This is a genomic window from Pelagicoccus enzymogenes (genome assembly GCF_014803405.1).
In the GTDB taxonomy this organism is placed as follows: domain Bacteria; phylum Verrucomicrobiota; class Verrucomicrobiia; order Opitutales; family Opitutaceae; genus Pelagicoccus; species Pelagicoccus enzymogenes.
This window is the reverse complement of the sequence record NZ_JACYFG010000006.1, coordinates 89913-102103: the sequence shown is the minus strand read 5'-3', so window position 1 is coordinate 102103 and position 12191 is coordinate 89913. Positions and strand designations below refer to the sequence as shown.

13 protein-coding genes are annotated in these 12191 nt (G+C 58.0%); 5 read left to right on the top strand and 8 right to left on the bottom strand.

Features of this window, described 5'->3' with window-relative positions; translation table 11 throughout:
* Positions 1–56: 56 nt before the first annotated feature.
* From IEN85_RS03075 to IEN85_RS03060, 4 genes are all read right to left on the bottom strand, one after another.
* Positions 57–1229 (bottom strand): hypothetical protein, encoded by a 1173-nt coding sequence (locus IEN85_RS03075; RefSeq protein WP_191615601.1) that lies wholly within the window; start codon positions 1227–1229, stop codon positions 57–59.
* Between the two features lie 110 nt (positions 1230–1339).
* Positions 1340–1765 (bottom strand): DoxX family protein, encoded by a 426-nt coding sequence (locus IEN85_RS03070; protein WP_191615600.1) that lies wholly within the window; start codon positions 1763–1765, stop codon positions 1340–1342.
* A gap of 12 nt (positions 1766–1777) precedes the next feature.
* Positions 1778–3304, bottom strand: coding sequence for an FMN-binding glutamate synthase family protein (locus tag IEN85_RS03065; protein ID WP_191615599.1), 1527 nt, complete (start codon positions 3302–3304; stop codon positions 1778–1780).
* A gap of 23 nt (positions 3305–3327) precedes the next feature.
* Positions 3328–3858 (bottom strand): Pycsar system effector family protein, encoded by a 531-nt coding sequence (locus IEN85_RS03060; RefSeq protein ID WP_191615598.1) that lies wholly within the window; start codon positions 3856–3858, stop codon positions 3328–3330.
* Positions 3859–3965: 107 nt separating this feature from the next.
* Between IEN85_RS03060 and IEN85_RS03055 the strand changes: the two genes are divergently transcribed.
* Entirely contained in the window at positions 3966–6161 is a 2196-nt protein-coding gene (locus tag IEN85_RS03055) for a glycoside hydrolase family 2 protein (protein WP_191615597.1), read from the top strand.
* 19 nt (positions 6162–6180) lie between these two features.
* On the opposite strand, the gene IEN85_RS03050 is transcribed toward IEN85_RS03055, so the two are convergent.
* Positions 6181–6642, bottom strand: coding sequence for a BLUF domain-containing protein (locus IEN85_RS03050; RefSeq protein WP_191615596.1), 462 nt, complete (start codon positions 6640–6642; stop codon positions 6181–6183).
* 52 nt (positions 6643–6694) lie between these two features.
* Positions 6695–6853: a hypothetical protein gene (locus IEN85_RS03045; RefSeq protein ID WP_191615595.1), complete on the bottom strand. Its 159-nt coding sequence runs from the start codon at positions 6851–6853 to the stop codon at positions 6695–6697.
* Between the two features lie 73 nt (positions 6854–6926).
* Here IEN85_RS03045 and fbaA point away from each other — a divergent pair, with 73 nt between their 5' ends.
* Together fbaA and IEN85_RS03035 are read left to right on the top strand one after the other, a co-directional pair.
* Positions 6927–7958 carry a class II fructose-bisphosphate aldolase gene (fbaA, locus tag IEN85_RS03040; RefSeq protein WP_191615594.1) on the top strand — a complete coding sequence of 344 codons (1032 nt, stop codon included), beginning with the start codon at positions 6927–6929 and terminating at the stop codon, positions 7956–7958.
* A 195-nt stretch (positions 7959–8153) separates the two neighbouring features.
* Positions 8154–9020 carry an NAD(P)-dependent oxidoreductase gene (locus IEN85_RS03035; protein ID WP_191615593.1) on the top strand — a complete coding sequence of 289 codons (867 nt, stop codon included), beginning with the start codon at positions 8154–8156 and terminating at the stop codon, positions 9018–9020.
* 54 nt (positions 9021–9074) lie between these two features.
* On the opposite strand, the gene IEN85_RS03030 is transcribed toward IEN85_RS03035, so the two are convergent.
* Positions 9075–9809: a DUF3307 domain-containing protein gene (locus IEN85_RS03030; RefSeq protein ID WP_191615592.1), complete on the bottom strand. Its 735-nt coding sequence runs from the start codon at positions 9807–9809 to the stop codon at positions 9075–9077.
* 33 nt (positions 9810–9842) lie between these two features.
* Positions 9843–10487 carry a hypothetical protein gene (locus IEN85_RS03025; protein ID WP_191615591.1) on the bottom strand — a complete coding sequence of 215 codons (645 nt, stop codon included), beginning with the start codon at positions 10485–10487 and terminating at the stop codon, positions 9843–9845.
* Between the two features lie 164 nt (positions 10488–10651).
* On the opposite strand from IEN85_RS03025, the gene IEN85_RS03020 reads away from it, so the two are divergent.
* Together IEN85_RS03020 and IEN85_RS03015 are read left to right on the top strand one after the other, a co-directional pair.
* Positions 10652–11248, top strand: coding sequence for a riboflavin synthase (locus IEN85_RS03020; protein WP_191615590.1), 597 nt, complete (start codon positions 10652–10654; stop codon positions 11246–11248).
* A complete protein-coding gene (locus IEN85_RS03015) occupies positions 11245–12165 on the top strand; it encodes a uracil-DNA glycosylase (RefSeq protein ID WP_191615589.1) in 921 nt (306 codons plus the stop codon). The genes IEN85_RS03020 and IEN85_RS03015 overlap by 4 nt, the downstream gene beginning before the upstream one ends.
* Positions 12166–12191: the final 26 nt, after the last annotated feature.

Below are 12191 nucleotides of genomic sequence, written 5' to 3'. Positions count from 1 at the left end.
TTTTGAAGTTTTTTTCAGAATGAGCTAAAGCTCCTAGGTATTAGCCTCTTGTGTGGCTAGGATAATTTGGTGTGATGCGGTTGGATCCAGAGAGAACTGTCTAAGGTCTGACTTCGGGTCGCTTGGAAAAGTTCCGCGGCTTTTAGCGGAGTTCCGATTGCGTGGTGATAGGTACCGTTTCTGATTTCGCGGAGGATTCTGGGGGATTTGGGAAAGTAGGTCAGGGCTACGACGTCGAGTTGCGGCAAGGAGGCTCGGGCAAGCTCGAGGATGGCTGGAGGGGGAGAGTCCTCGGCGTCCCGCTCGAACAGCACCGTCGTGTGGGTGTTGGCCCGGCTCAGGTAGTCTAAGGGGATTTTTGAGGATTTGCTCTCTCTCATCACTTGGTAGCCGCAATTGGCGAGGAGCTTGGAGGCGAGGTCCTCGTCGTTGGAATTCAAGCCCAACAGCAGCGCGTGTTTTTGGAGGCAGGGCGCGAAATCGTCGTTGTCACTCTGGCTGGGCCCGCTGGGGTCGGTTTTTGGGGGCGACGAAGGGTGGCCTTTTTTCGCTACGGGTGGCAGCGAGGCCTGCTGCAGGGCGCAGGCGGAAATTGCGACCAGTGAGAGAGCGATCCAGACTAAGTTTCCGGCGGGATGGCTCCCGTTGCCTTGCTGGGATTCGACGATAGGCGAGGCGACAGTGGCGAATGCTGTCAAGGCGAGCAGCTTGGGGAGTTTGGAGCGGCCTGCGGCGGAACCGCGCATGGCGTGTCCTAGGAGCGCGGTGGCTGCGAGAAGAGCGAGCAGCAGGAAGGGCATTTCCCAGAGCGAGGGTCTTGACTGCACGGTTGCTGGGGAGAGCGAGGAAAATTGCAGGGACTCGAAGCGGAGAGACACGGGGGACAGCAAGTTGGCTATGGAAAGGGAGGTTGCGAGGGCGGTGTGTCCGGACAGGAAAACGAGCGAGCTGCTTTGTCTGCAGGCTGCGGTAATCCACGGAACGAGCGCGAATATCGCGATCGTGAGGCTGGTGGACGCTTTTTCGAAGGCGACTAGTTGAGTGGCGCTGTCGGCCTGCAGCATGCCTATGTCGCAGAGCAGGTAAGCCGCGACGAGTAGATTGGTAGCGCCGGCGAGGACGAGCTTGGGCGTTTGCTGGCCTTTTTTCGCTTTCAGGAAAAACCAGGTCGCGCCATAGAGTCCCGCCAACGCGAGCACTGCTTGGGGAAGCATGAGTGAGTGGCTCATCGTCAAGAAATTGGATGGGCGCACTTAACCGCGGATTTTGCCCTGCGGCAAGGGGCGGGATTCGCTTTTTACGAGCTTTGTACGGAAGGTGCTGGAGAATTGAAGGCGAGCTACTTCTTCGGGCGAGGACGCTTGGTGGGCTTCTCGGTTTGGATGGCCTTGAGAAGCGGGAGCTCGCGGTGGCGGATAAGCAGGGTGGAGATGCAGCAAACCAGCACGACGATGGCGAGCGCCCCGAGTTGGAGTCGGGGACCTTCCCAGCCGAGCTCGGTCATGTGCCCGATGATGGCGCCGGCCATCAGGCAGGAGCCAAGCAAGGCTCCGTAGACGATGCTCGAGGGAATGAGAAGCAGGATGCAGGCGACCAGTTCGAGGGCTCCGATGATCAGGCGCCCTTGAGGCTCCATGCCGAGTTCGCTGAAGAGCTGGACGGAGTCGGGATGGGCGGTGAACTTGAAGTAAAGCGTTTGTCCCATAATCACGGCGGCGACGATTTGGGCGGCCCAGGAGGTCAATTTGAGCTTTGGAGAGGTCATGGCAGGTAGGATTTATGGGTGGCGGGCGAACGGGTAGAGGCTGGATTCGATGGGAACGTAGAGATTGTCGAATGAGAGCTCGCGAACGCAGCGAACTCCGGTGGCGCAGAGCAGTTCCTCGAGGTCGTGTTCCAAGCTGTGTATATAGTTGGCAACTCTTAGAGCTTTGTCGGCGATATCTATTCCGCGCTCCAGGCGCGGATTGTGGGTGGTGATGCCGACGGGGCAGGTGTTGCTCCCGCATTGCATGGCTTGGATGCAGCCGATGGACAACATGAAGCCGCGGGCGGTGGCGATGGCGTCGGCTCCTAGGCAGAAGGCTATGATCTGAGAACCTGGATTGATGAGTTTGCCGGAGGCGACGAGCTTGAGGCGTTGCCTAACGCCTGCGGTTACGAGGATGTCCTGGGCAGACTTGAGGGCGGGGAAGAGGGGCATGCCGACGCGGTCGATGAAGGCCTTGGGGGCGGCGCCGGTGCCGCCCTCGGCGCCGTCGATGGTGATCCAGTCGGGGAAGCTGTCTTGGCGTTTCATTTCAGCTACGAGCTCGGCGAATTGGTGGGGATCGCCGATGCAGAGCTTGATGCCGACGGGCAGCTGCGAAACGTCTTGTATGCGCCGAATGAAGGCGACGGCGCTGTGGTAGTCCTCGCATTCGGGGTGATGGGTGGGGGAAACGACGTCTTTGCCCATGGGGACTCCGCGCAGTTCGGATATCTCTGCGGTGATCTTCTCCTTCGGCAGCATTCCCCCTTTTCCAGGTTTGGCCCCCTGGCTGAGCTTCAGCTCGATAAGCTTGATCTGTTCGAGAGCGGAGAGCTCAGCGAGCTTTTGCTCGTGGAGGGTTCCGTCCTCGTGCCTTACCCCGAACTTGGCGGTGCCGATCTGGAAGGCGAGATCGCAGTTTTCCATGAGGTGGTACTTTGGGTAGCCGCCTTCGCCGGTATTCATGAGGCCGCCCGTTTGGGCGATGCCGCGAGCGAGGGAGCGTACCGCGCGTTGGCCCAGCGCTCCGTAGCTCATGCCGCTAACGATGAAAGGAACGGTGAGCGTATAGGTGTTTTGGATACCCCTCTCTTCGCCGAAGGTCAGTCGATAGGGGAGCAAGCCTTCCTTGGAGATGGGAAAGAGCGAATGGCGCAGCTTGATCTCCCTTGCGTCGAAGTCGTTTTGCGAACCGAAGGAAGATGCGGAGTCGATGTTGTTGGCCTTGCGGTAGACCTCGGCTCGTTCGGTGCGGTTGAAGGGGCGTTCCTCGGTGTCGCTCGAATAGAGGTACTGGCGCAGCTCCGGCCCCAGGCTTTCCAGCATGTAGCGGCCTTGGCCGAGTATGCCGAAGTTTCGCAGCAAGGAGTGGTTTCGCTGGACGAAGAGGTAGTAGAGGTTGACGAGGGTCAATCCGAGCAGCGGAACCGTCAGGAAATGGAAGTAGAAGGAGATTTGCCAGCCCGCGAGGAAGAGCATAAGGGCGGCGATGGGGATGATGGTGTTGGTGAAGCGGGCGAGCTTGTGGAGGTTGATGGCAAGCTTGGTGGACATGGGGCGGGGCGGGGATCGGGCGGTTAGTTGGAGGTTCGAAGGACGTTGTAGACCAAGAGGATGAGGGACAGGCACAAGCTACCGACAAAGGAGGCGTAGGCAATTCTGAGCCATCGAAATTTGGGAATCAGCACGTCGTGGCTGAGGTGGTAGAGGTCTTTGGCGACTTCCTTGGATAGTTGTGTCGTATCGTCGATGATGTCGCTCATCTGGGCGAGGTAGTCGTCCCTCTTTTGGCGGCTGATGTACGAGAAGTGTAGGGGAAAGCGGTCGTTGGGCTGGATACGGCGGAATCGTTTGGGGAAAAGGCAGAGGGTGGCGGCGATGATCGTGGTGGCCGCTCCGACGAGGAAAACGGCGACCGAAGGGAAAAACGCTGCGTCGTTGATGCGGGAGATGGCGACAGGCGCGAGCACGGCTGCCATGGTAAGGAGCCCTTGGGCCCGTCGATCCGCCATGGAAACGTACTGGGTATGTTTATTTTCGATACTGGCGAGGATGGACGCCCTCGCTATGGACTGGAACTTGGGATGGGAGGGATCGGTTTGGCTCATGGCTATCCTAGGTCTTCGAGAGTTTTTCTCTTTTTCAGCAAAAGGTTGCGAGAACTGATTTTGGAACCTAGGGGTGAGGACGCTGGCTTATCTGCCGTTTTCCCGCTATGCCCCAAAATCGCTACAACCTAGATTGGAAAGTCGGATACACTTCCGATCCGAGCATCCGCCCGGAGAAAATGGTTTCGGCCTCGGTGCCGGGAGCGGTGCAGTTGGATTGGGCGAGGGCGGAGGGTTGGCCGCATTTTTGGCAGGACGGCGACTTCGGGCGCTATGCTTGGATGGAGAAGGTTTATTGGGTGTACGAGGCCGCCTTGCCTCGCCTGGAGGGCTTAGAAGGAGAGCGTCTGTTTTTCGTCTCAGGAGGGATCGACTATCGCTTCCTCGTTCGCGTGGGGGAGCGTACCCTGTTTGCTCAGGAGGGGATGTTCAGTCCGGTTGAAATAGACCTCACGGAGATCGCCCAGCCCGGAGAAAAGATTGAAGTAGTTATATTTCCGATACCGGACTCCGGCTTAGGAGAGGGGCGAGTGGAAGCGAGTAGTTCCGTCAAGCCGGCTGTGAGCTATGGTTGGGACTTCCACCCGCGCTTGGTTCCTTCCGGGATTTGGCGTTTGACTTACCTAGAGTTGAGGAAGCCGACTCACATTCGCGAGCTGTATTTCGATTACGTGGTGGAGGAGGACCTTGCCTTGGTGAAGCTGGATCTCTCTATCGAGCTGAGCCAAGCGTCCGTGGGCGTCTTCGAGTGGAGCTTGGTCGGTCCGGACGGGGAAGTCGTCGATGGAGAAGCCATTAACTTGCAAGGCCAGTCCTTGGTCGACGGGTTTTGCGAAGTGCATGAGCCGGAGTTGTGGTGGCCTCGTGGATACGGGGAACAGTCGCTTTATCGATTGTCGGTCTCCTTGCATGACGATGAGGGGCTCATGCTCGACTCTCGATCCGAAGCCATTGGCTTTCGTACTTCCAAGCTGGTGATGAACGAAGGGGCATGGGACGAGACGCCGGAAATGCCAAAGACCCGCAGCGTTGCTCCTATGGCCTTGGAGGTGAATGGACGTCGCATTTTCGTCAAGGGATCGAACTGGGTGGCTCCCGATGTGTTTCCGGGGGTCGCGGGTGAGGACGCCTACCGGCCCTTGTTGGAAAAGGCGGCTAGCTGCCATTTCAACCTGCTGCGCTGTTGGGGCGGAGCGGCGATCGGAAAGCCTTCGTTTTTCGAGCTTTGCGATCGATTGGGACTAATGGTTTGGCAGGACTTTCCTTTAGCCTGCAACAAGTATGCTGAGAGTCCCGAGTTTTTGGATACGCTAGGGCAGGAGGCGACCGCGATCGTCAAGCAGTTGAAGCCGCATCCTTCCGTTATGATATGGTGCGGCGGCAACGAATTGTATAATTCTTGGTCTGGCATGACCGACCAATCGAAGGCCATTCGGCTGCTGAACAAGGTTTGCTTGGAGTTGGATCCGGACACGCCGTTTCTTCCGACCTCGCCGATTATGGGAGCGGGGCACGGCGGGTACTTGTTCAGGGATTCGCGGGGGAAGGAGTGCTACGAGGTTTTTCAGAACGCTCGGAATTCGGCCTATGTGGAGTTTGGGATCCCAGCTCCCGCGTCCGCGGAAAAACTGCGCAACTTGATTCCGGAGAGCGACCTTTTCCCGCCGAAGCCGGGGGGCGTTTGGGAGTTGCGTCATGGCTTTCGGGCTTGGGAGATGGATAAGGAATCATGGCTCTGCATGCCGACGGTGGAGCACTATTTCGGGCGTCCCGAGTCGATCGAGGAGCTGGTGGAATGGGGACAGCTTTTGCAGGCCGAGGGCTTGAAGGGCATTTACGAGGAAGCTCGTCGGCAGAAGCCTTATTGTTCGATGGCGATCAATTGGTGCTTCAACGAGCCGTGGCCGGCGGCGGCGAACAACAGCTTGGTCTCCTGGCCTTGCGAAGCCAAGCCGGCGCTGCGTGCGGTGCGACAGAGCTGTCGTCCTACATTGGCCTCGGCGCGAGTGAAGCGCTTTTCTTGGAAGGCAGGCGAATTGTTCGAAGCGGAGCTCTGGATGCTGCACGACGGGCCGAATGCAGTGAAGGGGGATCGGGTCGAAGCGTATCTAAGGTTTGGAGACGACGAGAGTTTCGTGCTTGGCTGGTATTTCGACGCCCTCGAAGATGGAGAAAATCGAGTGGGGCCGGTGCTCCGGTTTGTGGTTCCGGAAATGCATGAGCAGACCTTCAAGCTGATCCTGAGGGTGGAGGGGCGCCCGGATTGGAATTCCGAATACGACTTCTGCTACCGGCAGGATTGAGCCGAGCGAGGCCGTTTTCTCAGACGTCGACCGGAGAATTGTCCCAAGGCTCCGAGAGGCAGAACAGTTTAGCGTCGAGCAGGAGGGCGTAGACGAGGTTGAGCTGGGTCGGGATGCAGATGGTGTCCTCCACGCTTTGGTACTTTTGCATGAGAAACTTTCGGGGCTGCATGGGGAGGTCGTAGAGGTCGATCAGCCGCATGCCCCAGTCGCTGAAGTAGCGTTCGTTGATGCTCTCGAAGGAAATGAGGCGCACCTTGTGGTGGCGCGGGTCTTGGGCGATCTTGTGGTAGAGTTCGTTGACGCGTTCGCTATCGCCCTCGAGGACCTGAAGAAACTGGTCGCCCGAGAGCACGAGTATGCCAGTGATCCCGAGGCTGTTGTTGTTGGAGATGCTGGTGTACTGGAGCCGGGCGAGGGCGTCGTTGGTGAGCGTTTCTTCTCGGGCGGTGCTTCGGTAAATGAGGCGGCAGGTGGACATATGATTCTGGAGGGCGCTTGGGTTGCGAGGGCGACGGGCAATTCTCCTGTGACTACAATGGCTGGAAATCGATGGCAAGTTCTACAGTTCGCGGCAGGAATTTTGTAAAATGCGCCGCGTTTTTCGCCCCAATACCTGTTGGATGGGCGAGTTTCAGCGTATATCCGGACCAATGCGCGACTGGCGGGCGATTTTGGTTGAAGGAGAACATTTTCTTAGTAGAGTGATCAGCCTCTCTACTGATAGGGAGGAAATTAAATTAGAACATCTAATCTAGAGAATCAATGCCAGTCGCAACACCTAAACAGTACGAAGCGATGTTGGATGCCGCCCAAAAGGGAGGCTACGCATACCCAGCCGTTAATATCACGTCCCTTACGACGATCAACGCAGCCCTCAAGGCTTTCGCTGACTCGAAGACAGACGGTATCATCCAGGTCTCTACCGGCGGCGGTCAGTTCGCATCCGGGCTCAACGTAGCGGATGCAGCCTTCGGCGCGATCGTTTTGGCGGAAGCAACGCACTTGCTCGCTGAAAAGTACGACGTACTCGTAGCTCTCCACACGGACCACTGTCACCCAGAGAAGGTTGACAGCTTCCTCAAGCCGCTTCTCGAGGCATCCCGCAAGCGCGTTGCGGAAGGCAAGGGACCATTGTTCCAATCCCACATGTTCGACGGTTCCGTTGTTCCTCTCGACGAAAACCTCAAGATTTCCAAGGAGCTCCTCAAGGAGTGCGCCGATCTGGGCATCATCCTCGAAGTGGAAGCAGGTTGCGTTGGTGGCGAAGAAGACGGTCACGACACTTCCGGCCTCCCAGCTGAAAAGCTTTACACGACTCCGGAGGACATGCTCGAAGTTTACGAAGCCCTGCAGCCAATCGGCCGCTTCCTCTTCGCTGCGACTTTCGGTAACGTGCACGGCGCTTACAAGCCAGGCTCCGTCAAGCTCAAGCCAACCATCCTCCGCGACGGTCAGAAGGCGGTCATGGACAAGCACGGCGCGGGCGCCGAGATGGATCTCGTCTTCCACGGCGGTTCCGGTTCCGAGCTTTCCGACATCCGCGAGACGCTCGACTACGGTGTGGTCAAGATGAACATCGACACTGACACTCAGTACGCGTTCACCCGTCCAGTCGTCACTCACATCTGCCAGAACATCGAAGGCGTGCTCAAGATCGACGGCGAAGTGGGCAACAAGAAGACCTACGACCCGCGCGGTTACCTCAAGAAGGCAGAAGCCAGCATGGCGAAGCGTTTGCAGGAAGCAGCGGCTGACCTTCTTTCCGAAGGCAAGACCATCTTCGGCACCGTCTAAGTTGTAGTTACTGTTTAGATACCATTTTGAGAGCCGGTTCCTGAGAGGGAGCCGGCTTTTTTGTTGCTTGGATTTGCGAAAGTTTTCGCTAGCCCGAAGAGGATGGATCTTGCATTGCGGACGCCGGCTCAAGCGCGGCGCGACGTTGCGAATCCTGTTCTTGCGGATATCGACAGAGCTACTAGAGCTAGGTGTATGCAAAAGATCGCGTTTATCGGTACGGGAGTGATGGGAGCGAGCATGGCTGGGCATTTGCTCGATAAAGGGTATCCAGTTAGTGTATACAACCGAACACGCTCCAAGGCGGATGGGCTGGTGGAAGCGGGGGCCGTTTGGAAGGATTCTCCCTACGAGGCGGCTGAGGAGGCGGACGTGGTAGTTACGATCCTTGGTTATCCGAGCGATGTGGAATCGGTTTACCTTGGCGAGCGTGGTATCCTATCTGCATTGCGTCCAGGAGGGCTGGCGATTGACATGACAACCTCAAGTCCCTCGCTTGCCCGAAGCATTGAAGAAGTGGCATCGCGTCGTGGTATTGGCGTTTTGGATGCGCCGGTGTCGGGCGGAGATTTAGGAGCTCGCGAAGCGCGTCTGTCTATCATGGTGGGCGGCGCTCGCGTCGATTTCGAGCGGGCTTTGCCGCTGTTGGAGGCGATGGGCAAGAATATCGTTTACCAAGGCGAGGCAGGCGCGGGGCAGCATACGAAGATGTGCAACCAGATTGCGATCGCGGGTGGAATGGTGGCTATCGGCGAGTCGCTGGCCTATGCCCAGAAGGCCGGGCTCGACGCGGAAACGGTTTTGCAAAGCATCGCGGCGGGCGCGGCGGGCAGTTGGAGCATGAGCAATCTCGTTCCGCGCGCACTGAAGGGCGACTATGCCCCCGGGTTTTACGTGAAGCATTTCGTCAAGGACATGAAAATCGCTCTCGAGTCGGCGGAAGAGATGCAGCTCGAATTGCCGGGCTTGGCGATGGCGAAGCGCTTGTACGAGCAGTTGGTCGCGTCTGGCTCGGGAGATGAGGGCACCCAGGCGTTGTTCCGCTTGTTTCTGGAACGCTAGGGCGATGCGGAGAATGACGCCCGCAAAGTGGCCGTCCCGCCTAGGGATGCGACCTCACTGCATCAGTTGCTTGGTGGCGAAGGCGAGCACGATTCCGACGGTAAAGCTGAGCAGGGTGCCAACGAGGATGTATTCGGTTTCGCGGCGGCTTTCGTTGGCCTTTTGGAAGCGGAGAACGGATTTCGCTGCGATGAGCAGTCCCGCGGCTGAGAGTTGGCCGCTGTAGACGAAGATAAGGAGGAGGATGCGCTCAAGGTGGCCAATGTAGCGACCTGCTCCGTTGAGCCCGCTGTCCTGGTGGAGTTGCTGCGGATCGGTTGAGAGCATTCTTGGCAGGGCTTTGGCGATGAAGTGTCCGGCTGCGAGCGTATTGGCGATAAGTCCGGAAAGGACGGCCAGCGTTTGCAGGTAGGAGACCGGGTTTTGCTCCAGCCACCAAGGTTCGAAGAGTCCGATGCGGGACCAGTCGATGGCGCTGATGGCGAAGATGACGGCGAGGTGGGCGCTTTGGTCGGCGATGAAGGCTGGCAAGTCGTCGATGAGTCGACCGGTGAGACGTATCTTTACGAGGTCGATAAGTCCGTGGGTGGCGACCACGAGCAGTGGAATGCGCCATTCGGAGAAGTCGCCGAGCAGCAGGTAGGCACAGGCGCCGGTGATGAGAATGTGGAGCAGAAAAGGGAGCGGGCGGTCTTTGCTGCGGACCATGGAGTTGGTCTGCAGGGCGAAGTCGGAGATCAGGTGGGCGGCGAGCAGGGGGACGAAGAGGGCGAGGTCGAAGGAGGGCATGAGTAGGGCGGAGATTGAAAAGCGGCTGGAAGCTCACTTTTCGGATTCGGGTGGAAGGATCAGGCTAAGGCCGCGTTGGATGGATTCGAGGGCATGTTTTAAAAGTTTCCATTGAGCCTTGGCAAGGTGCTTGCCGAAGGCTTGGGCGGAAATGGGGGGATCGAAGCGCTTGGCCAGCTCGTATTGGTTGTCGTCCGTTAAGGCGAGGGCCACGGCGAGCGATTGGCGAGCGGTCCATTCGCTGGTGATTCCGTCGAGCAAAGCGCAAGCTGCGTTCAGGAAGGGGAGACTGGAGGGCTCGAGCGTCTCGCTGAGGCTGATTTCTAGGCGGCGGTGATCGGGGAGGCTGGACAAGCCGAGGCCGGATAGCTCGAAGGCTTCGCCCTGGGAGAGGGAGACCTTTTCTCGGTGCAGGCTCTCTACGGCTCCGATCCCGATGCTGATTCGGGTGTCGATCTCGTATTTGCCCAAAAGGAAGGCTCGGAAGTGGAGGGCTCGCTCGATGGCGGAGTGGTGCGGCGTGCAGAGGCATTGCCAGCTGTCTCCCCTAAATACCTCGAGGCTGTCGCCGAGACCTGAGTGCTGGGCCGCTCCTTTCAGCTTGCCGTCTAGATCGGTCCGCTTTTCGGAAGAAAGCTCGCGGGATCCGACGATGTCGCCTGTAAGGACGGAAATCATGGATAAACCTAAAAAGGTTTATTTAAGAAAAGTAAACCTAAAAAGGTTTATAGTTGAGATGTAAACTTATTTAGGTTTATATTTGGCCTTAGGGAACAGGGAGACGATTTGCTCTGATTGAGCTTGGACAGAGCAGTAGGGATTGGCATGGTGGCGAGGTTTTTATGTTTACCGGAATCGTAGAGGAAAAGGGCAAGGTTTTGGCTTGCGAGGAGCAAGCGGGCTCATGGCGTTATCGCATTGCGGTCGAGGTGGTTGCCTCAGGTGTTTCGCTTGGCGACAGCATTGCGGTGAACGGGTGTTGTCTCACGGTGGTGGAAATTGGCGAGGGCGTTTTGAGCTTCGATGTGCTAGAAGAGACGCGTCGTTTGACGAACCTGCGCGACATCGCGGTAGGCTCGTCCGTGAATTTGGAGCGCAGTCTGCGTTTTGACGGCCGGGTAGGCGGTCATTTCGTGACGGGCCATGTGGATGGAACGGGCGTAATCAAGACGCTTCGTCCGGAGGGCAAGGATGTCATTCTAGAGATAGAGGCGCCGGCTGGATTCGAGAAGTACCTCGTTTACAAGGGCTGCATCGCGATCGATGGCATGTCTTTGACCGTGGCCAAGGTAGAAGGCCGGGTGGTGACGATTTGGCTGATTCCGCACACCTTGGAGGTGACCACTATTGGCGAAAGAGCTGAGGGAGACGCGGTGAACCTGGAATTTGATTTGATTGCCAAGTACACGGAAAAGATCGTGTCGCAGAGAGACGGATGAAAGCGGAAGTCGAAGCATTGGTAGATGAATTGAAGCGCCTGCGCAAAGCGGGCGTGACGCGAGTCAGCGTGTCCGAAGCAGCGATACAGTCGCTCAAGAAATTCTCCAAGGTGGCTTCGGTTGACGCGAACACGCGAGCTGCGGTCTTGGATTCCATTCCGGACCGGGTCCGCTCTGCCAGCGTGAAGGACTTCGACAAAGTGCTGCTCGAAACCAAGTCGGAAACGAAGAAGGCGGCTGCCAAGCAAACCTACGGGGCGAAGCTGCCGCGTCCGCCGCGTATCCTTTTGCCCAATGGCGATAAGCGGGAGCGCTGGGAGTTTTTGCGCGACAAGGTACTGAATTGCCCGACGTGCAACCAGCGTGTGAAGCCTGGGAAGAAGGTTGTTTTTGGCGTCGGGAACCTAGACGCGGAGATCTTCTTCTGTGGCGAGGCCCCGGGGGCGGACGAGGAAATCCAGGGCGAGCCCTTTGTGGGCAAGGCGGGCCAACTCCTCGACAAGATGATCGCGGCCATGGGGCTCAAGCGCGAGGAGGTGTATATCGGCAACATCATGAACTGGCGCCCAGAGATGCCCACTCCGACCGGGAACCGTCCGCCGACGGTCGAGGAAATGAACTTTTGCCTGCCTTACCTGAAGGCCCAGCTGGAAGTCGTCAAACCGAAGCTGATCGTGGCTCTAGGGGCGACGGCGGCCAAGGGGCTGCTGGGAGCTAACTCGTTTCGTTCCTTGCGCGAGCTGAAGGGGCAGTGGCAGAGCTTCGAAGGTGTGCCGGTGATGCCGACTTACCATCCCTCGTATTTGCTTCGCAACGACACGAAACGGGACAAGCGCAGCGCGTGGGAGGACTGGTTGAAGGTCATGGACAAGGCCGGCCTTCCGATCAGCGAAAAGCAACAAGGTTACTTCTTGTAGGCCGTCGCCGCGTTGGAGGAGGGGAA

Excerpts from the sequence above, each read along its gene's own strand:
- IEN85_RS03075 (WP_191615601.1), bottom strand. The coding sequence starts at position 1,229 with ATGAGCCACTCACTCATGCTTCCCCAAGCAGTGCTCGCGTTGGCGGGA.
- IEN85_RS03070 (WP_191615600.1), bottom strand. The coding sequence starts at position 1,765 with ATGACCTCTCCAAAGCTCAAATTGACCTCCTGGGCCGCCCAAATCGTC.
- IEN85_RS03065 (WP_191615599.1), bottom strand. The coding sequence starts at position 3,304 with ATGTCCACCAAGCTTGCCATCAACCTCCACAAGCTCGCCCGCTTCACC.
- IEN85_RS03060 (WP_191615598.1), bottom strand. The coding sequence starts at position 3,858 with ATGAGCCAAACCGATCCCTCCCATCCCAAGTTCCAGTCCATAGCGAGG.
- IEN85_RS03055 (WP_191615597.1), top strand. The coding sequence starts at position 3,966 with ATGCCCCAAAATCGCTACAACCTAGATTGGAAAGTCGGATACACTTCC.
- IEN85_RS03050 (WP_191615596.1), bottom strand. The coding sequence starts at position 6,642 with ATGTCCACCTGCCGCCTCATTTACCGAAGCACCGCCCGAGAAGAAACG.
- IEN85_RS03045 (WP_191615595.1), bottom strand. The coding sequence starts at position 6,853 with ATGTTCTCCTTCAACCAAAATCGCCCGCCAGTCGCGCATTGGTCCGGA.
- fbaA (WP_191615594.1), top strand. The coding sequence starts at position 6,927 with ATGCCAGTCGCAACACCTAAACAGTACGAAGCGATGTTGGATGCCGCC.
- IEN85_RS03035 (WP_191615593.1), top strand. The coding sequence starts at position 8,154 with ATGCAAAAGATCGCGTTTATCGGTACGGGAGTGATGGGAGCGAGCATG.
- IEN85_RS03030 (WP_191615592.1), bottom strand. The coding sequence starts at position 9,809 with ATGCCCTCCTTCGACCTCGCCCTCTTCGTCCCCCTGCTCGCCGCCCAC.
- IEN85_RS03025 (WP_191615591.1), bottom strand. The coding sequence starts at position 10,487 with ATGATTTCCGTCCTTACAGGCGACATCGTCGGATCCCGCGAGCTTTCT.
- IEN85_RS03020 (WP_191615590.1), top strand. The coding sequence starts at position 10,652 with ATGTTTACCGGAATCGTAGAGGAAAAGGGCAAGGTTTTGGCTTGCGAG.
- IEN85_RS03015 (WP_191615589.1), top strand. The coding sequence starts at position 11,245 with ATGAAAGCGGAAGTCGAAGCATTGGTAGATGAATTGAAGCGCCTGCGC.